Below are 20,077 nucleotides of genomic sequence, written 5' to 3'. Positions count from 1 at the left end.
CGATGGACGAGTTTATACAGAAGGAGGCCCCATGACACGACGGCCGGACCTCGGTGAGGTGGAGGCGGTACTTCTGGACATGGACGGCACTCTCGTCGATTCCGACGCCTGCGTCGAGCGCGCCTGGACCATCTGGGCAGGCGAGTACGGCGTCGCGGTGGAAACGGTGCTCGCGATCGCCCATGGCAACCCGTCAGGCCGTACGGTGCGACAGCTCTTCCCGCAGCTCGACGAGGAGGCGGCCGCGATCGCGGCCCAGCGGCAGCTCGCTCTGCAGTACGACGACCTGTCGGACGTCGCCGCCGCGATCGGCGCGTCCGACCTGCTCGCCGCGCTGGAGGAGTCGGGCCTGCCGTGGGCGGTGGTGACGAGCGCCGACGGACGGCTGGCGAAGGCGCGGCTGGCCACGGCCGGGATCGAACCGCCGCTGCTTCTCACGATCGACGACGTACGGCAGGGCAAGCCCGATCCCGAGGGCTACCTGCGGGCCGCCGCCGAGCTGGGCGTCGACCCCGCCGCGTGCCTCGTCGTCGAGGACTCCGCGCCCGGCCTCGCCGCGGGCGCGGCGGCGGGGATGATCACCGCGGCGCTCCGCGGCCTCGACGGCGACCTGCGCGTGAGCGACCTCGGACACCTGGCCGACCTGCTGCGCCGCGCGCGAACCAGGCGCGAAGCCGTGGGCCACCGGGTGCAACCATGAGCTGGGACCGGCGCGTGGTCCGCCAGGTCGGGCTTGCGCAGGCGGCGCTCGGCTTCACCGTCAACAGTCTCGGCGCCTGCCTCGTGCTGCTGGCCGCCGACCTGGACAGCGCGCCGGAGGAGCTCGCGTGGCTGTCGTCGTCGTTCGGCGTCGGCCTGCTGGTCGCCGGCGTCACCGGACGCTGGGCGCTCCGCCCCGGCCCGCGGCCGGCCCTGCTCGGCTCCGCCCTGGTCGCCGCCGCGGGAACGATCCTGCTCGCGACCGGCGCGAGCGCGGTCATGGCGGCGGCAGGCGCGCTGCTGCTCGGCCTGGGCGCGGCGGGGTTCGTGCTGGTCACCCCCGCCCTGCTGGGCGGACCGGACGCCGCTGCAGGGCTGGCTCGGGCGTACGCGGCCGGGAGCGTCAGCGCGCTGTTCGGGCCGCTCGCGATCGGGGCCTTGGCCGCCACTGGTCTCAGCGGCCGGCTCGCCCTGCTGATCGCCGTCCCTCCTCTGCTGTTCCTGGCCGCCGACGCCCGTCCCCGCCGCTCAGCCGCCGCCACGGGCCCTCATGCGGACGCCGTCTCTGTGCCGGACGCCGTCTCTGTCTCAACCACCGCCACCGTCGCCAGCTCGGACGCCGTCTCTGTCTCAGCCACCGCCACCGTCGCCAGCTCGGACGCCGTCTCTGTCGCGGACGCCGTCTCTTTCTCGGACGCCGTCTCCAGTTCGGATGCCGTCTCCGTCTCCAGTTCGGGCTCCGGCTCGAGGTGTGGAACGGGTGACGGGCCGCTCGGCTCCGTGGAGCGCGCCCGGCCCCAGGTGGAGGTCGCGCGGGCGCCGTCCGTGTGGCGGGCCGCGGGGGTGTGGGCCACGATCGTGGTCGCGGTGTCGATCGAGTTCTGCTTCACGATCTGGTCGACCACCAGGCTGCAGGCCACCGGCCTGCCCGCGGGAGCGGCCGCGGCCGCCGCGACCACGTTCCTGGTCGGGATGGCGGCGGGACGGCTGGCGGCGCCCCGCCTGATCGCCCGCCGAGTCCCCGTCATCCTCGTGGGTTGCGGGCTCGCGGCGGCCGGAACCGTCGTCGTCGCGCTGTTCGACGCGCCGGTGCCGGTCACGTTGGGGCTCGCCCTGGCCGGCCTCGGCGTCGCGCCGTTCTACCCGGTCACGCTCGCCCGGTTCGTCCAGGTGCCTGGCCTCCCCACGGCTCGCGCGGCGGCATACGGCGCGCTCGCCTCGGGCACCGCGATCCTGGCGGCGCCCGCGACCCTCGCCGCGCTCGGCGCCGCCCTCGACCTGCGAACCGCCTACCTCGTCGCGGTGCTTCCCCTGGCCCTCGTCCTGGCCGCCGCCACGCTGCCCAGGCGCGCTCGCCCCTGACCTCTCGCCTCGGCAGCCGGCCCTCCTCCACGACCAGGACCGCGGCCTCGCGACCTCCAGCGACGGCGGCTACGCGCTCGCGGGGACGACGGCGCGGTCGACGAGATTGAAGACCGTGTGCGCGTCATGTCCGCCGAACAGCAGCGAGATCACGATCGCGGCCATCGCTTCGAGGTGATGCGCATGTCGAAGATCTCCGACCGGCAGCGGGTCGCAGCCGATGTCGGTGATCAGTTGACGCGTCGTCTCCAGCGCCGCCTGGTCGTCACCGCAGTAGGGCACGACCAGGCTGCGGTGGTCGAACACCGGCGGCCGCATCTGCCAGACCCGCGCGTGACAGAGGTTGAACGCCTTGACGACATGTCCGCCGGTCGCCTGCTCGATGTCCTGCGCCATCGACCGGCCCGGCGGGGTGACCAGCGTGAAGTGCTCGACCTCGACCGGGTTGTTGCAGTCGATGATGGGCTTGTCCCGCAACGCGTCGCCGATCGCGGCGAGCGTGCCCGCCATTCCCTGGTGGAGCACCGCGATCAGGGCGACGTCCGCGAACTCGGCCACCTCCCTGGAACCGCCGGCGCGCGCGCCCCACTTGCTGGCCAGCGCCTGCGCCTTGCCCGCCGTCCGGCCGGTGATCATCAATTCGTGTCCCGCGGCGGCCCACTGGGTGCCGAGCGCGTCGGCCATCGCACCGGCCCCGAAGATTCCGATTCTCATGGCCGCAAGGCTAGGAGCGCGTGGGGCACCGACCGGTTCCCCACGGCGTCAGTCGTCACCCAGTTCGTCGGCGTGCTCCTCGGCCCACCGGGCGAGCACCGACACCGGCTCGAGGAGGCTCTCGCCGAGGCGGGTCAGTCGATACTCCACGCCCGCCGGGGCGGTGGCCAGGGTCCGCCGCTCCACGAGATTGCCGCGTTCCAGCTTGCGCAGCGTCTGGGTCAGCATCTTGTTGCTGATCCCGCCGATCTGGTCGCGCAGATCGCTGTAGCGCCGCGGGCCGCGTCCCAGCCCGAACACCACCACGACCGACCAGGTGTCGGCGATCAGATCCAGCGTGGTGCGGGCCGGACAGTCGGCATGGAACACATCGTAGTCACTCATGTACAGGCGCTGCCCCGCATCCGACCCTCTGCGTACGGTCTCCCAGTGTAGGCGGGCCGGGCTCAGGCGCGCCGTCGACCTGGTGCATGGGAAGATCTGCGGGAAGCGGGCCGGCTCCCGCGGAACGAACAGGTTCGTCAGCCCGTCCCTGCCAGGAAGGAATCCTCCAGCATGGCCTCCGTTCGCCACGAGACGGTGATCGACGCCTCTCCCGAACACACCTGGGACGTGCTTCGGGACGTCGGCGCCGTGCACGAGCGCCTGCTGCCAGGCCGCGTCACGAGCACGCGGATCGAGGGCGACCAGCGGTACCTGACCTTTCCCGACGGGCACGTGATCCGCGAGCTGATCGTCACGATCGACGACGACGCCCGCCGCCTCGCCTACGCCGTCGTCGAGGGCGCGCGGCCCCCGGTCGAGCACCACCACGCCGCATTCGAGGTCAGGGCGGAGGGCGCGCAGGCGAGCCGGCTGATCTGGACCACCGACGTGCTGCCGCACGCGGTCGCGGCCGAGATCCGCGTGCGCGTCGAGCGGGGCGCGGCGGAGATGAAGCAGACGATCGAGAGCTCCGCACGATCACCCCGACGGTGATCGTGCGGCTTCGTCGTGAGGCGCTCAGTGGTGCGGCTGGGCGTGGCGGGGCAGCAGGCGGACGAGAGCGCAGCAGCTCAGGACGCCGGCGGCGACGACGGACAGGCTGAGGGCGGTGCCGCCGGCGGCATGGAAGTAGACCGTGGTGACGGCCGCCGCGCCGATGCTGTTGGCCAGTTGCTGGATGGCCGAGAGGGAACCGCTGGCGCTGCCGGCCTCCTTCGGGTCGATGCCGCCGAGGGTGATCTGGTAGATGGTGCCGAAACAGGTCCCCATGCCCAGCCCGGTGACGAAGACGGGCGCGACGAGCGCGGGGACGGCCGGCCCCGATCCCAGCGCGAGGAGCCAGAGCGTGCCGGTCAGGGTGAGGACCAGACCGGCGAGGACGAGGGTACGGCCCAGGCGGGCGATGAGCCGGTGGGCCGCGATCGAGGCGACGACGATGCCCGCCGCGATCGGCGCGAGGCCGAGCGAGGCCTGGGTCGGCGTGCGGTGCAGCACGTCCTGCAGGAAGAGGGAGAGCACGAACAGCAGGCCGGAGATCGCCGCGTAGAAGACCAGGCCGAGGACCAGGCCGGAGACGAAGCCGCGGTTGCGCAGCAGCGAGGGCTCGATGAGCGGACTGGACGCGGTGCGCTGGCGCAGGCAGAACAAGGCGAGGAGGACGGCTCCCGCGGCCAGGCACGAGGCCGGGCGCAGCGTCCATCCGTGGCCGGAGCCGTCGATCAGGCCGTAGAGCAGGCCGAGCATCGCGCCCGCCAGGAGACCTGAGCCGAGGCCGTCGACGGTGACGCCACGGTCGCCGTCGTCGTGGGGGAGGAGCCGGACGGCCAGGCCGATCGCCAGGCCGCCGAGCACGATGTTGATCAGAAACATGGAGCGCCAGCCGAGCCCGAACAGGTCGGCGTCGATGAGGACCCCGGCCAGGACGGGGCCGCAGATCGCCGACAGGCCGAGGGCGGGCGCGAAGACACTGAAGGCCTTACCGAGCTCCTCACGGGGGAAGACGGCGCCCAGGATGCCGAACCCCTGAGGGATGAGCAGGGCGCCGAAGGCCCCCTGGAGCAGCCGGAAGGCGACGATGGAGACCGGGTCGAAGGCCAGGCCGCAGGCGATCGAGGCCACGGTGAAGCCGATGATGCCGGTCAGGAACAGGCGGCGTCGTCCGTACTTGTCACCGAGCCTGCCACCGACCACGAGCAGGACGCCCATGGCGAGGGCGTAGCCGGCGCCGAGCCACTGGACGAGGGCGTCGCCACCGTCCAGGTCGGCGGCGATGGTCGGTGCGGCGATGTTGGTGATCGTCGCGTCGAGCAGATCGAGGATCGCGGCGAAAAGGATGACGGCGAGGACGGCCCAGCGCCTTCGATCGGTGGATCGCGGTGGCGCGGAAGCGGGGAGGGTGGTCATTGGTCTGCCTTGTCGAAGGTCGGGATCAGTGTCCGGAGAAGGCGGCGGCGTTCTCGGCCGCCCACTGCCGGAAGGTGCGGGCGGGCCGGCCGAGGAGGGTCTGGGTGGTGTCCTCGATGGCGGCGGGCTCCTCGGAGGCGGCGGCCCAGTACGCGAGCAGGGAGCCGACCACGGGAGCGGGCATGTACCGGCTCATCTGCTGCTCGGCCTCGGCGTGGGTGATCCGCACGAGCGGAATGTCGCGGCCGAGAACCTCCGACAGGACGGCCAGCTGCCGGCGGAAGGTGAGCGCTTCCGGTCCGGTCAGGACGGCGGCGCGGCCCTTGAGCGAGGGACCGGTCAGCGCTTCGACGGCGATGTCGGCGATGTCGGCGGAGTGGATGGGGGCGACATCGGCCTCCGGGTAGGCGAGTTCGATCGGCAGGTTCCTGCTGATGAAGTGGGCCCAGCCGAGGGCGTTGCCGGCGAAGGCGCCGGCCCGCAGGAACGTGCTGGGGAGGCCGGAGGCGCTCAGGGACTGCTCGACCTTGAGGCTGTGGCCGGCCAGGGGATTGCTCTCGGCGTCCGGGCTGAGGACCGAGGCGGACGACAGCAGCACGACGTGCTCCACGCCGGCGTCCTGCGCGGTCTTGACGAAGGCGTCGATGCCGCCGGGCTCGGGATACAGGAACACCTGGCGGACGCCGCGCAGCGCGGTGGCGAAGGTCTCGGGCCGGTCGAGCTCGAGGTGGAAGGCCTCGACGCCGGCCGGAACGGTCAGCTCGGCGAGGTTGGCGCTGGCGGCGCGCACCGGCAGGCCGGCGGTGTGGAGGCGGCTGATGACGGCCTGGCCGACTGTGCCGCGAGCGCCGGTCACGAGAGTGGTCATGGGAATCTCCGTTCGTTGATGAAAGCATGTGCATGCTGTCATGCACATAAATTCATGTCAACACATTCCTGTAGAGACTCACGGAAATCTCTCGGTGGCCGGCCGCACGGTCAGCGACACCATCAAGGCGGGCCATCTGGTCCGCGCCGCCTCGCAGCAGGACGGCCGCCGCACCGTCTTGCACCTCAGTCCTGAAGGCGTCGAACTCATGGCGCGCTTCCGCCGTCATCAGCGCTCGGCGTTCGAGTACGTCACCGCCGGCTGGCCAGAGCGCGAGCGCCTGGAGTTCGCCCGCCTTCCCGGCCGCCACGCGGCCGAAGACCGAGCCCGGCACCGGCGGCGCTCGTGGGACGCGCGGGAAGAGCGCGACATCCATCGCGGTTGGGCATGAACGTGAAGCGTACGGACGTCGTCGTCATCGGCGCGGGGCAGGCGGGACTGTCCAGCGCCTACTTCCTGGCCCGCTACGGCCTGGACCCCGTCGTGCTCGACGCGGCCGACGGTCCCGGCGGCGCGTGGCGGCACAGATCCCCCTCGCTGACCATGGACAAGATCCACAGCATCTTCGACCTGCCCGGTGTGCGCAGGGAGCCGACGGCCGACGGCCGGGCCCCCGCCGCGCTGGTGGTGCCCGCGTACTACGGCGACTACGAGCGCTCGGTCGGCCTGCACGTCGTACGGCCGGTGCGGGTGGGCGCCGTCACGAGAGGCGAGGACGACAGGCTCGTCGTCGCCTCCGACGCGGGGGAGTGGGCGGCACGGGCGGTGGTCAACGCGACGGGCACCTGGACGCGTCCGTACTGGCCGTTCTACCCGGGCGGCGCGGGCTTCCTCGGCAGGCAGCTGCACTACGCCTCCTACAGGGGGCCCACCGAGTTCGCCGGGCGCAGGGTGGCGGTCGTGGGCGGCGGCGCCTCGGCGATGCACGTCCTGTCGGAGCTGGGCGGGGTCGCGGCGGGGACTCTCTGGATCACCCGCAGGCCGCCGGTCTGGCGCGACGACGACTTCGGCGAGGAGGCGCGCAGGGACGCGGTGGCCATGGTGGAGGAGCGGGTCCGCCAGGGGCTGCCGCCACAGAGCGTGGTCAGCGTGACGGGCCTCGGCTACACGCCCGTCGTGCTGGAGGCGCTGGCCAAGGGGACGCTGCACCGGCTGCCGATGTTCTCCAGGATCGAGCCGAACGGCCTCGCTTGGGCCGACGGGCGCTTCGAGGAGGCCGACACGATCGTGTGGGCGACCGGGTTCCGCTCCGCGCTCGACCACCTGGCCCCGCTGCGGCTGCGCACGCCCGGAGGCGGGATCCAGGTGGACGGCACGCAGGCGGTGGCCGAACCCCGGCTTCAGCTGATGGGGTACGGCCCTTCGGCGAGCACGATCGGCGCCAACCGTGCGGGCCGTACCGCCGCCCTGAACGTCCGCCGCCACCTCACCGCCACGCGAGCCTCCGGCCAGGTGGCCGTCACCCCCTGATCCCTTCACGAGGGAGCCGGGCCGGGGCCCGCAGGGGCGTTGACGTCGGGATCATGTGGGCCTAGCTTGCGGGAAAGCCCTTTCCCAGCTCGTATGGAGGTCCCCGTGGCTGAGCTCCCCGGCGCCGTCGGCGTCTCGCGGCTGTGCGTCTACGACACGCTCGCCCCCGACGGTCAGGTGGGCGGAACCCCCCACCTCCACCTGTGCTGCAGCGAAGCCTACGTCGTCACCTCGGGCGAAGGCCTGGTCGAGACCCTCAACCTGGACGGCTTCGCCCGGACGCCGCTGAGGCAGGGCGCCGTCGTCTGGTTCACCCCTGGCACCATCCACCGCCTCGTCAACCACGGCGGTCTGCAGATCGTCGTGCTCATGCAGAACAGCGGCCTGCCCGAGGCGGGCGACGCGGTCCTGACCTTCCCCCAGCACCTGCTGGACGATCCCGAGACCTACGCCGCAGCCGCCACGCTGCCGGACGGCGGCGCCCCCGGATCGGACCTGGGAGCCGCGTTCAGGCGGAGGGACCTGGCGGTCGAGGGCTTCACGGTGCTCGCTGAAGCGGCGAAGGCGGGTGACCTCGGCCCGCTGAAGACGTTCCACCAGGCCGCCGCCCGCCTGGTTCGTCCGCGGCTGGCGGAGTGGCGCCGGCGCTGGGAGGGCGGGGCGCGGGCGGTGGCCGAGGAGACCGGCAGGCAGCTGGACGCGCTGGAGCGCGGCGACCTCGCGCACTTCGAGGCCGCCGCCGTCCACGAGCTGGCTGGGCCGAGCGAGCGCGAGCGCAGGGGGATGTGCGGCCTGCTGGAGGTCTACCACGTACGGAAGGGGTAGGCAGGCGGTGACCATAATGCTAGTTTGGTCACCAGTCATCAGTCACCCATGAAAGGGGGATCGTGTCCCAGCTCGAACGCGCCGACCGGATCCTCGACACCGCGCAGGACCTCCTGCTGCGATGGGGATACCGCCGGGTCACGATCGACGAGATCGCCAAGCGCGCCGGGGTCGGCAAGGGCACCGTCTACCTGCACTGGCGCACGCGCGATGAGCTGTTCCTCGCGGTGGGCGCGAGGGAGGCCGTGGCGATGATCGAGGCGGTGGCCGCCGCGATGCGGGCCGACCCCGCCGAGATCGCGCTGCACGCCTACATGCGCAGGTTCTTCCTGGAGGCGATGCGGCGGCCCGTGCTGCGCGCCCTCTTCACCAGGGACACCGACACGCTGGACAGGTTCCTGTCCAGCCCCGCCAGGCAGCCGCTGCAGGGCGCCAAGCTGCTCGCCTCGCGCGAGTACCTCGGTGCGCTCGCCGACCACGGCCTGCTGCGCGAGGACCTTCGTCCTGAGGATCTCGACTACTCGCTGCCCACCATCGCCTTCGGCTTCTTCGCCATCGAGCCGCTGCTGCCCAAGGAGCTCGCGCTGGGCCTCGAGGAGAAGGCCGATCAGCTGGCCGACGTGCTGCGCCGGACGTACGGTCCCGCGAGGCCGCCGTCCCCGGCGAGGTTGGCCGCCGCGGCGCCGGAAGTCGTGGAGATCTTCGAGCGGCTCGCCCGCGAGTACGGGGCCGTCGCCTACGGAACCACCAAGGGAGGAGACCCCGAGCATGGGTCATGACATCGACGGCCTGCACCACGTGGGACACGTGGTGCGCGACATGGAGCGGGCGCTCGAACGCTACCGGCTCCTGGGCTTCACGCTGCCGCCCCCGGCCTACCCCGCGCTCCCGGGAGCCGCGGGCGCGCCCGCCGAGCCGTTCGGCGCGGGCAACACCCACGCCTACTTCCCCCGTGACTTCGTCGAGCTGGTCACCGTCGTCGACGACGGTGGCGGCGTCGTTCCTGCCGATGCCCACCTCGTCCCGCTGCGGGTCCCGGACGACAAGCTGCCCGCGGTCATGGCCGCCGTGCGCGGCACCGCCGAGAACCTGGCCGCGTGCCTGCGGCGCTTCGAGGGGATGCACATCCTGATGTTCGACTCCGCCGACGTCGAGAGGGCGGCGGGACGGCTGGAGGCGGGCGGAGTCGGGCATGGCGGGGTGCACGCCGTGCAGCGCCCGGTCGAGACGGCGGAGGGGACGCGGATGGAGCCCGTCCGCTACCTGGAGATCGACGGCGAAGACCCTGCGATGCCGCGCGGGCGCGTGCCCGAGGGGAGGGTCGGCCTCGCCGAGAGCCCTTCGGCGGAGCTGGTCGACGCCCAGCGGCGCGTCGACCACCCCAACGGCGCGATCGGCCTTGCCGAGTGCGTGCTGTGCGTCGCGGACGGCGAGCTCGCCGAGGCGGAGCGGCGCTACGAGAGCTACCTCGGCCGCCCGGCGAGGGGCGACGCGCTCACGCGGGTGTTCGACCTCGGTGGCGCGAAGGTGGTACTGGTCGCCGCGTCCGCGCTCGACCGGCTGCTCCCCGGCGAGCGCGCCCCCGTGCTGCCCGCCTTCGTGGCGTACGGCGTGGCGGTGCGCGACCTGTCCGCGACCGAGCGCCTCCTGCGCGGGAACGGCTTCCCGCTCGTCCGGAGCGCAGGGGGTGACCTCTTCGTGCCCGCCGCACAGGCGCTCGGCGTCGCGATCGTCTTCCGCCAGGCGAGCCAGCCGTATTGACGGTGTGTCATCGGCCGGCGAGGCGAAGGCGACGCGGGGCCCCTATCGCCGGTTTCCGCGAGGGTCCGCGGATGGCCGGGCGGGCTTTCGTGCGCCCACGAACGGCCGGAGCCCGCCGGGGCGTGACGCTCAGTGGTGGTAGGCGTGCACCACGGCGTGACCCTTGCCCTTGCCGATGAGCCACTTGTTGATCGGGGTCGTCACCACGAAGGCCACCAGGAACGCCACGGCCAGCGCGCCCCAGAACAGCCACGACGCCAGCCCCGCGTCCATCGCGCCAGGGATGATCAGCATGACCCCGTTGTCGACGATCTCCATCACCAGGATCGAGACGGTGTCGGCGGCCAGCGCCACCTTGAGCGCCTGGCCCCAGCCGAGCCCCGCCTTGCGGACGCCGATCATGGTGAGCAGGTAGCCGAACACGAAGGCCAGCGCGACGGCCAGGGCGATCGTCGGTCCGTTGGACCAGCCGAGCGCGGTGCCGATGACCATGCCGAGCACCTCGCCGATCGCGCACCCTGTCAGGCAGTGCAGCGTCGCGGTCATCGCCATGCGCCACGAGACGCCTTCGGCGGCAGGCCCGCCGTGACCCCCATGACCGGCGGAGTGACCGCCGTGACCGGCGTGGTCGGCGTGGCTCCCGTGCGCGGCATGCGCTCCGTGGGTCGCGGGCGCGCCCTCCGTCATGCGGTGCGCGCCGTGCGAGCCGCGGTGTCCCGCGTGCTCGTCGTGCGCGTGCCCGTGAGCCGTTGGTTCGGACATAACTTGCTCCATCCACCCAAAGCGATCTAATCTCCCCGTAACCTAAACCCCCTACGGGTATCAGGGCAAGCGGGGTCGTTCCGTTACTCCGAAGGCGGTCCACCCCTGGTCGGGGAATCCGGCGGCCTCGGCCACCGCCGCGGACGCCGCGTTCGACGTGGCGTGCATGTACGTCGGCACCGCCCCTTCGTCCAGTACCCGCCTGGCCGCCTGAGCCACCAGCCGCCTGGCCAGACCTTGGCCCCTGGCGGCCTGCGCGGTCACCACCGACAGCTCGTGCCCATGGGCGTCGTGCCGCTTGACGCCCACCCCCGCCAGATGCTCGCCGGAGGCGGGATCCTCCGCCACCAGCACCTGGCCGCCGAACGGCCGCAGCCACTCGGGCACGGAAGCGTCGTCCGCCGCCTTCCACACCCCGGCGTCCGGCAGCGCGGCGGGAGCCGTACTCCATCGGAACGTGGCGGTGAACCACCCCCGCTCGCCGAACCCCACGAGCGCCGGCACCAGCGGCCCGAGCGCCGCCAGCCCCTCGCCGGCGCGCGCGGCCACCTCTTCCCCGTACGGCGGCGCCACCGACAGCACGGCTCCCGCAGGAGAGCCGACCCCGATCGCCGGATGGACGTCGCCGTCCCAGCCGGGAGTGGAGCGCCGGATGCTGCCGACGACGGAGAGCGGGGCGGAGGGCGGCCATGCGCCGAGCCAGTCGGCCAGATGCCGGTCAAGTCGTGAGATCACGCCACAGAGTACTACAGGGCATAGTTCCACTGGAGATCTCGACAGCCTGTGAGGATCGGGTTAACGTCCCGGATATGCGGGTGCCTGGCTACACCGAAACAAGGGAGCTCGGCCACGGGGGCGCAGGACGGGTCATGCTGGCCGTGCGCGACACCGACCGATTACCCGTCGCCGTCAAACACCTGTCCAACCCCGACCTGATCGAGCGATTCAGGGCTGAGGCCGTGCTGATCGCCGGGCTGGACAGCCCGCACATCGCCCGCCTCATGGAGTACGTCGAGGACGACGAGGGCGCCGCCATCGTCATGGAGCTGGTCGACGGTGTCACGCTGCGCCACCTGCTCGCCCACGAGGGGGCCACGGGCCCCGAGGCGGCGCTCCTGATCCTGAGGGGCGCGCTGCTCGGCCTGGCCGAGGCGCACGCGGCGGGCGTCGTGCACCGCGACTTCAAGCCCGAGAACGTGATGGTCACCGCCGAGGGCCGCAGCCGCCTGGTGGACTTCGGCGTCGCCGCCCGTACGGGCCAGGAGGGCCCGCCGGAGGGAACGCCGAGCTACATGGCGCCCGAGCAGTGGCGCGACACCCCCGCGGGCCCCGCCACCGACGTCTACGCCGCCACGGTGGTGTTCTACGAATGCCTCACGGGTCACCGCCCCTTCGACGGCGACGACCCGGCCGTCCTCGCCTTCCAGCACCAGCACCTGCCGCCGCCGCTCGAGGAGGTGGACGAACCGCTCAGGCCCCTGGTCGCGCACGGAATGGCGAAGGATCCCGCCGACAGGCCCGCCTCGGCCGGGCACTTCCTCGCCGAGCTCGAGGCCGCGGCCGCCGCGTACGGCGACAACTGGCAGGAGCGCGGCAGGACGGACCTGGCGGTGCTCACGGTGCCGTACAGCGCGCTGTTCCCGCTGTCCACTCCGGTGGCCGAGACCTCCAGCACGCTGGCCCTGACAATGCCGGGGGGCAGGCTGGCCGTCACCACGGCCGTGACCGTCGCCGCCGTCGCGGCGGTGATCGCCACCTTCACGGTGTGGCGCGAGTCTCCCGCCGAGCCGGTGCAGGCACAGCGTCCGGCCGCCTCCAGGCCGGCCGCGCTGCCCGCCCCGCCGTCCGCCCCGCCGTCCGCCCCAGCGGTGACGCCCTCGCCCGGTACGGCGGAGCCGACGCTGGAGCCGACCCTCCTCGTCCCCGTCGACGAGCCCGAGCGCCTGGCCGAACCCGAGCCGGAGCCCGGTGTGCCCGAGCGGCCAAGGACCGTGCCGACGACCAGAGGGAGCGCGGCCCCCGAGCCGAGACCGTCCCCGACGCGCTCCACCGAGCCCGCCCCCGAGCCCGCCCCAGAACCGGAGCCCGAGCCGGAGCCGGAGCCCGAATCGGCGCCCGAACGCGAGCCGGCCCGGTCCGAGATCACCGAAGCGGCCGACCCCGGCCCTCAAGGCCCCGGCCGCCCCCAAGATCCCGGCCCCGAAGATGCCGGCCCCGAAGCCCCGGGTCCAGGGGATCCTGGCGACCCAGGCGTGAGCAAGCCGGGTCCCGGCGCTCCTGGCCCCAGCGATCAGGGGCCCGTGCTCCCAGGCGTTCCGCAGGGCGCGGATCCGTTGATCTCGCTCGAGGTATCGGCGTCGGTGAACCTCCCCCCGCTCAGCGGCGAGGGCGAGGGCCTGGTCGACGCGGGTCTCGGCATCAGGATCGGCGGCGACCTGCTCGGCGGGGCCTTCCTGCCCGGTGTGCTCCTCCTCGGCCGCGGGCCCACGCTCGTACGGCCCCGCCGCGTCAGGAGGGAGCCGTAGCCTCGGGGCCGAATGTCGCACTTCTCCGCTGATCCTCTACTATCGTCCATCGGACGGAAGGCGGCTCTCGCCCGCCCTCACCCTCGGACGAAGGAGAAGCGTGGCGGTTGCGGCCCCCGGCGACCGGCGGCGCGCCCCGCTCCGCGTGCTGCTCGCGGTGGGACTGGCGGTGAGCCTGCCGATGACCGTCCCGGCCTCGGGCGGTCACGCGGACCCGAAGCCGACGGCCAAGCAGCTGCGCAAGGAGCTGTCCGCCCTGCAGAAGAACTCCGACAAGCTGATCGCCGAGTACTACTCCAGCCGCCACGAGCTGCAGAAGGTGGAGAAGGCGGAGAAGGCGGCCCGCGAGCGGCTGCGCGTGGCCCAGGCGGACTACGACAGAGAGTCGGCCCAGCTGCGCCTGATGGCCACCGAGCAGTACATCTCGGGCGGCACGGGCGCGATCGGCGTGATGTTCGGCGAGGTCGACCTCCACGGCCTCGCCCTGGCGGAGGCCATGGCCGCCGAGCAGGGCGCCAGGCTGCAGGGCTTCACCGACGTGCGCGACAGGCACCGGCGGGCCAGGACCGAGGCCAAGGACCGCGCCGACGAGCTGAGCGACCGCATCAAGGAGCTCGAGAAGCAGAAGAAGGCCGCGGAGAAGGTCATCGACAAGATCAAGGACCGGATCGACCGGCTCTACCCGACGCCCGGCGTGCGCAGGCCCGACGGCTCGTGGGTGCCGCAGCTGCCGTCGGGCCCCGACAACATCACTCCCAGGATGCGGCTGGTGAGGAACCTCATCGCGGAGCGGTTCGGCGTGCCGTACGGGATCGGGTGTTACCGCTCCATCCAGGACGGCGGCGAGCACCCGCTGGGCCGCGCCTGCGACTTCATGCTGAGCAGAGGCGGCGCGATGCCGTCAGCCGCCGAGGTGCGGCGCGGCAACGAGATCTCGGCGTGGGCGATCAAGAACGCCCAGCGGCTCGGGATCATGTACATCATCTACCGGCAGCGGATCTGGCACGCCAGGACGGGCGCCTGGAAGGTGATGTCCAACAGGGGCGGCACCACGGCCAACCACTACGACCACCCCCACATCTCGGTCTACTGACCCTCGAAGGCGCGTCGCACCCTCCTCGACGGGCAGAGGGGGAGGGAGACGACCATCGCTGAGAGGTAGCTTCACGCATGATCGACATCGAGAAGGCGCGGGCCGAGACTCCAGGCTGCGCGCACGTGGTCCACCTCAACAACGCCGGCGCGGCGCTGCCCCCTCGCGCCGTCCTCGACGCCGTGAAGGGCCATCTCGACCTCGAGGCGCACATCGGCGGCTACGAGGCGCGCGAGCGGGCGGCGCCGGAGCTGGACCGCTTCTACGACGCGCTCGCCGAGCTGCTCGGCGCGCACCGCGACGAGATCGCCTACGTGGAGAACGCCACCCGCGCGTGGGACATGGCCTTCTACAGCGTCCCCTTCAAACCCGGCGACCGAATCCTGACCACCACCAGCGAGTACGTGAGCAACGGCCTGGCCTACCTCCAGATGGCCCGTTCGCGGGGCGTGAGCGTCGAGGTGGTGCCCGACGACGCCGACGGCACCATCTCGCTCGAGGCGCTGGAGGCCGAGCTGGGCAAGGGCGGCGTGAGGCTGGTGGCCATCAACCACGTGCCCACCCACAACGGCCTGGTCAACCCGGCCGCCGAGGTGGGCAGGCTGTGCAGGCAGGCGGGGGTGCTCTACCTGCTCGACGCCTGCCAGTCGGTCGGCCAGCTGCGCCTGAACGTCGCCGAGCTCGGCTGCGACATGCTGTCGGGCACCGGCCGCAAGTTCCTGCGCGGCCCGCGCGGCACCGGCTTCCTCTACGTACGGCGCAGCCTGCTCGCCGAGCTCGAACCGCCCTTCATCGACCTGCACGCCGCGAGCTGGCTGACGCCCTCGACCTTCGAGATCCGTCCCGACGCCCGCAGGTTCGAGAACTGGGAGCGCTACTTCGCCGGTCAGATCGGCCTGGGCGTCGCCGTCGACTACGCGCTCGCGCTCGGCATCGACGCGATCGAGGCCCGCGTCCGCGACCTGGGCTCGGACCTGCGCGCCCGCCTGTCGGAGCGGCCGGACGTGACCGTGCACGACAGGGGCGCCCGCCGGTCGGGCATCGTCACCTTCACCGTGGCGGGCCAGGACAGCGAGGAGCTCACCAACCGCCTGCGCGAGCGGGGCGTCAACGTCAGCGCGACAGATCCGGACCAGCGCTTCGACAGCGTGGCGCCGGAGTCGGCGGTGCGCGCCTCCGTGCACTACTACAACACCGAGGACGACCTGGCCCGCCTGATCGAGGCCCTCTGAGGCCACCCGATGCGGCAGGCGGGTCCAGTCACAGCGTCGGCACGATCCCCTAGGTCCTGCGGCTGTCGGCGACGCTCATCGAGCACAACCTGCCGTCACCTGACCCGGCCGCGCGGCTTCAGCCTCGCGGTCGGGAGGGCGGGGGCGCGCAGCGGGTCGCCGTCGAAGCCGGTGACCGTGCCGAACAGGGCGCCCTCGGTCCACTCCTTGCGGAAGGCCTCGATCTCCTCGTGCGAGCGGCCCACGAAGTTCCACCACATCACGATCTGCTCCTCGAAGGGCGCACCGCCGATCAGCAGCAGCCGCCCCCGCCCCGACACGGGCAGCGAGGAGCGGCCCTGGCCGAGGTAGAGCAGCGGGCCCACGGGCAGCGCGTCGCCGTCGACGACCGGTGATCCGTCCAGTGTCAGCACGGCGTGCTCGAAACCCGGCTCCAGCGGCAGCTCGGCCACGCCGTCGACCACCACCTCGGCGCCCACCAGCGGCGTGTACGTGGTGGCGGGCGAGCTGACGCCGCCGAAGGAGCCCATCACGACCCGCGCCTCGTAGGAGGGGCCGCGCGCCACCGGCAGGTCGGCGTGGTGCTCGAGGCCGGGCGCCACGTGCCTGGCCTGCTCGGGCAGCGCCACCCACAGTTGCACGCCGTGCAGCTCCATCTCGGGCGACTCCTCGGAATGGGAGATGCCCCGCCCCGCCGTCATCAGGTTGAGCTGGCCGGGGCGTACCTGCTGGAGGCTGCCCACGCTGTCGCGGTGGAGCACCTCGCCCGACAGCAGCCACGTGACGGTCTGCAGCCCGGTGTGCGGGTGCGGCGGCACGCTCATCGCGGCCGTCTCGGGCCCGTAGCGGTCGACGAAGCACCACGCGCCCACCATGCGCCTGCCCACCGCGGGCAGCGTCCGGGTCACGGTCATCGCGCGCGGCCCGCCGAGGGCCACCTGGTGGCCGCTCACCAGCTCGCGCGCAGGCTCGCCCGCCTCGCACACCAGCTCCTGCGGGTCTTGCTCCACGTTGCTCACGCTACGACTGTACGGCCTGCCACCAGGCGTCCACGGACGGGAGGGAGGCGGTGTCGACCAGCTCGCCGGGACGCGGCACCGCGATCTTGACATCGCGCGCCTTGGCCTCCCGCCACAGCCTGTCGACCGGCTCCGACCACGGATGCAGCGCCAGCGTGAACGTCGCCCAGTGCACGGGGAGCAGCAGCGACCCACCCAGCTGGACGTGCGCGTTCACCGCCTCCTCCGGGTTCATGTGGATGTCGGGCCAGGCGGCGTTGTAGGCGCCGATCGGCATCAGCGTCAGGTCGAAGGGCCCGTGGTCGGCGCCGATCTTGGCGTAGCCCTCGAAGTAGCCCGAGTCTCCGGCGTAGAACACCCGCCGGTGCGCGCCCGCGACGACCCACGAGCCCCACAGCGTGTCGTTGCGCCTGAGCGAGCGTCCGGAGAAGTGGCGGGCGGCCGTCGCGACGAACCGCAGGCCCGCGACCGTGGTCTCCTCCTCCCAGTCGAGCTCGACGATCCGGTACAGCGGCACGCCCCAGCGCTCCAGATGCGCGCCGATGCCGAGGGGGACCAGGAAGGGCGCCCTGGAGATGCGGGTGAGCCTGCGCACGGTGGCCAGGTCGAGGTGGTCGTAGTGGTCGTGGGAGATCACGATCGCGTCGACGGCGGGCACCTCCTCGAGCGGGACGGGCAGCGGGTGCAGGCGCCTGGGGCCGACGAAACGGGTGGGCGAGACCCTGTCGCTCCACACCGGGTCGAACAGCACCCGCCTGCCCTCGATCTCGACCAAGGTGGAGGCGTGGCCGTACCAGACGGCGTTCAACCCCGTGGCCGCGGGCAGGCCGGCGGCGGGCCTGCGCAGCGGGATCGGCCCCGGCGGGCGGCGCGACTCCCTGTCCTTGGCCAGCTCCCTCAGCAGCCCCGGCGAGGGGGCGGCGAGACTGGTCGGCTCGGGCATCGGGTTGTGGAAGACGCCGTCCTTGAACTGGGGGGAGCTGCGGATCCTGCTCGCGCGCTCCTCGCCCGAGGTCAGGGGGCGCACGCCGAGCTCGGCTCGCACATCGCGCAGCGCCCATCCGGCCACGGCCAGGGCCGCGCCGCCCGCGAGAGCCCGCCGTACCGTCCGCATACCTGCCATCGCTCACACTCCAGAAATCAGTCTCTCTCCGGACAACTGCTTCCGGAGGCCCACATGTTCCTGGCTACGACGATATATCGCGATATGTTTGGGTGAGTGATCGGGGTGATCGTCGGGGACAGCCTACTCGTCGATCACGGGGAACCCGCGCTTGGACCACAGCGCTCTGGAGGCCGCCTCGGGGTCGCGGACGTCCGAAGGCTCGACGTCGAACACGTGGGTCGAGGCCGCGACCGGCTCGTAGGCGGGCCAGCCGGGATCGCCCGTCTTGGCGAAGCGCGTCCACGCGGCGCGGAACTGCCTCGACACCGCCTCGGCCTCGGGCGCGCCCCTGATGATCCATCCGGCCAGCGCGCCGTTCACCGTGCCGAAGGTCAGCGGGACATCGAGGGCGTGGCAGGCGCCCAGCTCGGTCGGCGCCCAGGTCAGCTCGTAGGCGTAGGTCGCGCCCGTGTGCGCGTCGGCCAGCAGCGCGCTCGGCATCCTGAACAGCCAGTCCGACAGCACCACGTTGTAGAGCTCGACGGCTCCCGCGTCAGGATGCGCGGTGCGGTAGACGACGTCGGCGTCGGGCAGCGCGAACTCCTTCAGCACCTCGGCCAGGTCGTGCTCGGTCGCGGGCGGGGCCATGGCGGCGAACATCCTGAACTCGTCGCGGTTGTAGCCCACCACGAGCTCGATGTCGCTGCCCGCGCCGTCGGCGAAGGCCTCCCACGGCGTCTCCGGCAGCACCTCGCCGTCCACCACCGGCGAGAACGGCAGCGCCACGCCCTTGCTGCGCGCGACGAAGCGCCGGGCGGCGGCCAGCAGCTCCTCGGGCGAGCAGTCGTGCGCCGACCTGCCCTCGAGCAGGTCGCGGCTCACCTTGCGCGCGTAGGCCGCGCTGAAGAAGGTGCCAGGCACGCTCTGCGCGATCGCCCGCCCGAACAGGCCGCGAGCCATGGGCATCGACATCAGCGCCGCCACCGAGCCGGCCCCCGCGGACTCGCCGAAGACGGTGACCCTTCCGGGGTCGCCGCCGAAGCCCGCGATGTTGTCCTGCACCCAGCGCAGCGCCGCCACCTGGTCGAGGAAGCCTCTGTTGGCGGGCGCTCCGTCCACGTGACCGAAGCCCTGCAGCCCGACGCGGTAGTTGAACGTGACGACCACCACGCCCTCGGCGGCCAGCAGCGAGCCGTCGTACTCGGGCATGTCGGCCGAGCCCGCCTGGTAGGCGCCGCCGTAGATCCACACCATCACCGGCAGGCCGGAGCCGCCCTCGTCGGGTGTCCAGACGTTGACCGTGAGGCACTCGAGGCCCTCGGCCGCGCTCCACTCGGGCACCCCTGGGGCGATCGAGACCTGGGCGGGCCTCGGGCCGAACGCCGTCGCCTCGCGCACGCCGTCCCACGGCCGCGCGGGAGCGGGCGCGGCCAGCCAGTGCTCGCCGTACGGGGCCTGGGCGAACGGGATGCCTTTGAAGACGGACAGGCCGTCCTCCCTGGATCCCCGTACCGTTCCTGCGGTTGTGCGCACCATGACAGCCAGTCTGATCACCGGCGGGAGCGGGCGGAAGCCCGGCTTCCACTGGCCGGAAACGGCCAGGGGTTGGGCAGGCAGCGCTCCAGCGACTTCGACTGCTGCACCATGACGGGGGCGGGCATCCCCCGTCGAGGGCAGCCGACGTGGTGGTGACCGAGCCCGTGCCCCACCTCGTGGTTGACCAGATAGTGGCGGTAGCCCTCCAGGTCGCCCCGATACTGGGCGACGCCCCTGGCCCAGCGCCGGGCGTTGATGACCGATCTGCGGCCGTTCCAGCACGACAGCTGGCCGCCCGTGCGCAGCGGCCAGCACTCGCGGTCGGTGGTGAAGGGGCTGGTCAGGGCGACGCTGAGCCGGACGGGGCCGTGGTCGACGCGCAGGAACCTGCCCCAGCCGCGCGGATCGTTCAGCGTGGCGTGCACGTCGGCGGCGAACTCCTCGCCGTCGAAGGGCAGGCCTTTCTCCACCTCGACGAGGTAGCGCACCAGGGGACCGCCTCCCCTCCTCGGCGCCGCCCTGCCCCCGACCACGGTGTAGCGGCCGCTGCCCCTTCTCGGCACCTTCACCTGCGGCGCTGGCGCGCTCCCGTACGGCGGCTGCGCCCTCGCCGTGCCGAAGGAGACGGCAGAGCCGCTCGCGGGAGCGGGGACCGGCGGCGCCGAACAACCCGTCAGCAGGACGGCCACGGCCCCCAGCGCCACAACGCGCACGTCGT

Annotated in this window: 21 protein-coding genes; 11 read left to right on the top strand and 10 right to left on the bottom strand. The window is 72.6% G+C overall.

Annotation, left to right across the window (positions count from 1 at the left end):
- Positions 1–31: 31 nt before the first annotated feature.
- A complete protein-coding gene (locus tag FHR33_RS04795; RefSeq protein WP_183644063.1) occupies positions 32–700 on the top strand; it encodes an HAD-IA family hydrolase in 669 nt (222 codons plus the stop codon).
- On the top strand, positions 697–2,061 hold the full coding sequence (locus FHR33_RS04790) for an MFS transporter (RefSeq protein ID WP_183644060.1): 1,365 nt from the start codon (positions 697–699) through the stop codon (positions 2,059–2,061). Before FHR33_RS04795 ends, FHR33_RS04790 begins: the two co-directional genes overlap by 4 nt.
- A gap of 69 nt (positions 2,062–2,130) precedes the next feature.
- On the opposite strand, the gene FHR33_RS04785 is transcribed toward FHR33_RS04790, so the two are convergent.
- Positions 2,131–2,775 (bottom strand): NADPH-dependent F420 reductase, encoded by a 645-nt coding sequence (locus FHR33_RS04785; protein ID WP_183644057.1) that lies wholly within the window; start codon positions 2,773–2,775, stop codon positions 2,131–2,133.
- 48 nt (positions 2,776–2,823) lie between these two features.
- Positions 2,824–3,159, bottom strand: coding sequence for a winged helix-turn-helix transcriptional regulator (locus FHR33_RS04780; protein ID WP_183644055.1), 336 nt, complete (start codon positions 3,157–3,159; stop codon positions 2,824–2,826).
- Between the two features lie 171 nt (positions 3,160–3,330).
- On the opposite strand from FHR33_RS04780, the gene FHR33_RS04775 reads away from it, so the two are divergent.
- Complete coding sequence (locus FHR33_RS04775) at positions 3,331–3,753, top strand: SRPBCC family protein (protein ID WP_183644052.1); 423 nt, start codon at positions 3,331–3,333, stop codon at positions 3,751–3,753.
- A 24-nt stretch (positions 3,754–3,777) separates the two neighbouring features.
- Here FHR33_RS04775 and FHR33_RS04770 read toward each other — a convergent pair whose 3' ends face one another.
- Both FHR33_RS04770 and FHR33_RS04765 read right to left on the bottom strand, forming a co-directional pair.
- Positions 3,778–5,163 (bottom strand): MFS transporter, encoded by a 1,386-nt coding sequence (locus FHR33_RS04770; protein ID WP_183644050.1) that lies wholly within the window; start codon positions 5,161–5,163, stop codon positions 3,778–3,780.
- A 25-nt stretch (positions 5,164–5,188) separates the two neighbouring features.
- Entirely contained in the window at positions 5,189–6,031 is an 843-nt protein-coding gene (locus FHR33_RS04765; RefSeq protein WP_183644048.1) for an NAD(P)H-binding protein, read from the bottom strand.
- A 94-nt stretch (positions 6,032–6,125) separates the two neighbouring features.
- Here FHR33_RS04765 and FHR33_RS04760 point away from each other — a divergent pair, with 94 nt between their 5' ends.
- From FHR33_RS04760 to FHR33_RS04740, 5 genes are all read left to right on the top strand, one after another.
- On the top strand, positions 6,126–6,422 hold the full coding sequence (locus FHR33_RS04760; RefSeq protein ID WP_221240933.1) for a winged helix DNA-binding protein: 297 nt from the start codon (positions 6,126–6,128) through the stop codon (positions 6,420–6,422).
- The gene (locus FHR33_RS04755) at positions 6,419–7,501 is read left to right on the top strand and encodes an FAD-dependent oxidoreductase (protein ID WP_183644046.1); all 1,083 of its coding nucleotides are present in this window, start codon (positions 6,419–6,421) and stop codon (positions 7,499–7,501) included. The genes FHR33_RS04760 and FHR33_RS04755 overlap by 4 nt, the downstream gene beginning before the upstream one ends.
- 105 nt (positions 7,502–7,606) lie before the next feature.
- Positions 7,607–8,326, top strand: coding sequence for a cupin domain-containing protein (locus FHR33_RS04750; protein ID WP_312895365.1), 720 nt, complete (start codon positions 7,607–7,609; stop codon positions 8,324–8,326).
- Between the two features lie 62 nt (positions 8,327–8,388).
- Positions 8,389–9,105, top strand: coding sequence for a TetR/AcrR family transcriptional regulator (locus tag FHR33_RS04745; protein WP_183644040.1), 717 nt, complete (start codon positions 8,389–8,391; stop codon positions 9,103–9,105).
- Positions 9,095–10,087: a VOC family protein gene (locus FHR33_RS04740; RefSeq protein WP_183644037.1), complete on the top strand. Its 993-nt coding sequence runs from the start codon at positions 9,095–9,097 to the stop codon at positions 10,085–10,087. Before FHR33_RS04745 ends, FHR33_RS04740 begins: the two co-directional genes overlap by 11 nt.
- Positions 10,088–10,216: 129 nt before the next feature.
- On the opposite strand, the gene FHR33_RS04735 is transcribed toward FHR33_RS04740, so the two are convergent.
- Together FHR33_RS04735 and FHR33_RS04730 are read right to left on the bottom strand one after the other, a co-directional pair.
- Positions 10,217–10,849: a DUF4396 domain-containing protein gene (locus FHR33_RS04735; protein WP_221240932.1), complete on the bottom strand. Its 633-nt coding sequence runs from the start codon at positions 10,847–10,849 to the stop codon at positions 10,217–10,219.
- Between the two features lie 60 nt (positions 10,850–10,909).
- Positions 10,910–11,584, bottom strand: a complete 675-nt coding sequence (locus tag FHR33_RS04730) for a GNAT family N-acetyltransferase (protein WP_183644033.1) — start codon at positions 11,582–11,584, stop codon at positions 10,910–10,912.
- Between the two features lie 74 nt (positions 11,585–11,658).
- Between FHR33_RS04730 and FHR33_RS48950 the strand changes: the two genes are divergently transcribed.
- From FHR33_RS48950 to FHR33_RS04715, 3 genes are all read left to right on the top strand, one after another.
- Positions 11,659–13,374 (top strand): serine/threonine-protein kinase, encoded by a 1,716-nt coding sequence (locus tag FHR33_RS48950; RefSeq protein WP_221240931.1) that lies wholly within the window; start codon positions 11,659–11,661, stop codon positions 13,372–13,374.
- A 100-nt stretch (positions 13,375–13,474) separates the two neighbouring features.
- On the top strand, positions 13,475–14,467 hold the full coding sequence (locus FHR33_RS04720; protein ID WP_183644030.1) for a coiled-coil domain-containing protein: 993 nt from the start codon (positions 13,475–13,477) through the stop codon (positions 14,465–14,467).
- Positions 14,468–14,544: 77 nt separating this feature from the next.
- The gene (locus tag FHR33_RS04715) at positions 14,545–15,699 is read left to right on the top strand and encodes an aminotransferase class V-fold PLP-dependent enzyme (protein ID WP_183644027.1); all 1,155 of its coding nucleotides are present in this window, start codon (positions 14,545–14,547) and stop codon (positions 15,697–15,699) included.
- Positions 15,700–15,794: 95 nt separating this feature from the next.
- Here the strand turns inward: FHR33_RS04715 and FHR33_RS04710 are convergent, their stop codons facing one another.
- The 4 genes from FHR33_RS04710 to FHR33_RS04695 form a co-directional block, all read right to left on the bottom strand.
- Positions 15,795–16,718, bottom strand: coding sequence for a pirin family protein (locus tag FHR33_RS04710; RefSeq protein ID WP_312895364.1), 924 nt, complete (start codon positions 16,716–16,718; stop codon positions 15,795–15,797).
- Between the two features lies 1 nt (position 16,719).
- On the bottom strand, positions 16,720–17,841 hold the full coding sequence (locus FHR33_RS04705) for an MBL fold metallo-hydrolase (protein WP_183644021.1): 1,122 nt from the start codon (positions 17,839–17,841) through the stop codon (positions 16,720–16,722).
- Positions 17,842–17,964: 123 nt separating this feature from the next.
- A complete protein-coding gene (locus FHR33_RS04700) occupies positions 17,965–19,359 on the bottom strand; it encodes a carboxylesterase/lipase family protein (RefSeq protein WP_183644018.1) in 1,395 nt (464 codons plus the stop codon).
- Positions 19,360–19,373: 14 nt separating this feature from the next.
- On the bottom strand, positions 19,374–20,072 hold the full coding sequence (locus FHR33_RS04695) for a DUF3152 domain-containing protein (RefSeq protein ID WP_183644015.1): 699 nt from the start codon (positions 20,070–20,072) through the stop codon (positions 19,374–19,376).
- Between the last annotated feature and the right edge of the window lie 5 nt (positions 20,073–20,077).

The organism is Nonomuraea dietziae, assembly GCF_014195505.1.
GTDB classification, from domain to species: domain Bacteria; phylum Actinomycetota; class Actinomycetes; order Streptosporangiales; family Streptosporangiaceae; genus Nonomuraea; species Nonomuraea roseola.
Note: the sequence above shows the minus strand (reverse complement) of the source record. Positions and strands in the feature narration are given on the sequence as shown.

Bases quoted from the DNA above. Each gene is read 5' to 3' on its own strand.
- FHR33_RS04795 (WP_183644063.1), top strand. From the start codon at position 32: ATGACACGACGGCCGGACCTCGGTGAGGTGGAGGCGGTACTTCTGGAC.
- FHR33_RS04790 (WP_183644060.1), top strand. From the start codon at position 697: ATGAGCTGGGACCGGCGCGTGGTCCGCCAGGTCGGGCTTGCGCAGGCG.
- FHR33_RS04785 (WP_183644057.1), bottom strand. From the start codon at position 2,775: ATGAGAATCGGAATCTTCGGGGCCGGTGCGATGGCCGACGCGCTCGGC.
- FHR33_RS04780 (WP_183644055.1), bottom strand. From the start codon at position 3,159: ATGAGTGACTACGATGTGTTCCATGCCGACTGTCCGGCCCGCACCACG.
- FHR33_RS04775 (WP_183644052.1), top strand. From the start codon at position 3,331: ATGGCCTCCGTTCGCCACGAGACGGTGATCGACGCCTCTCCCGAACAC.
- FHR33_RS04770 (WP_183644050.1), bottom strand. From the start codon at position 5,163: ATGACCACCCTCCCCGCTTCCGCGCCACCGCGATCCACCGATCGAAGG.
- FHR33_RS04765 (WP_183644048.1), bottom strand. From the start codon at position 6,031: ATGACCACTCTCGTGACCGGCGCTCGCGGCACAGTCGGCCAGGCCGTC.
- FHR33_RS04755 (WP_183644046.1), top strand. From the start codon at position 6,419: ATGAACGTGAAGCGTACGGACGTCGTCGTCATCGGCGCGGGGCAGGCG.
- FHR33_RS04740 (WP_183644037.1), top strand. From the start codon at position 9,095: ATGGGTCATGACATCGACGGCCTGCACCACGTGGGACACGTGGTGCGC.
- FHR33_RS04735 (WP_221240932.1), bottom strand. From the start codon at position 10,849: ATGTCCGAACCAACGGCTCACGGGCACGCGCACGACGAGCACGCGGGA.
- FHR33_RS48950 (WP_221240931.1), top strand. From the start codon at position 11,659: ATGCGGGTGCCTGGCTACACCGAAACAAGGGAGCTCGGCCACGGGGGC.
- FHR33_RS04715 (WP_183644027.1), top strand. From the start codon at position 14,545: ATGATCGACATCGAGAAGGCGCGGGCCGAGACTCCAGGCTGCGCGCAC.
- FHR33_RS04705 (WP_183644021.1), bottom strand. From the start codon at position 17,841: ATGGCAGGTATGCGGACGGTACGGCGGGCTCTCGCGGGCGGCGCGGCC.
- FHR33_RS04700 (WP_183644018.1), bottom strand. From the start codon at position 19,359: ATGGTGCGCACAACCGCAGGAACGGTACGGGGATCCAGGGAGGACGGC.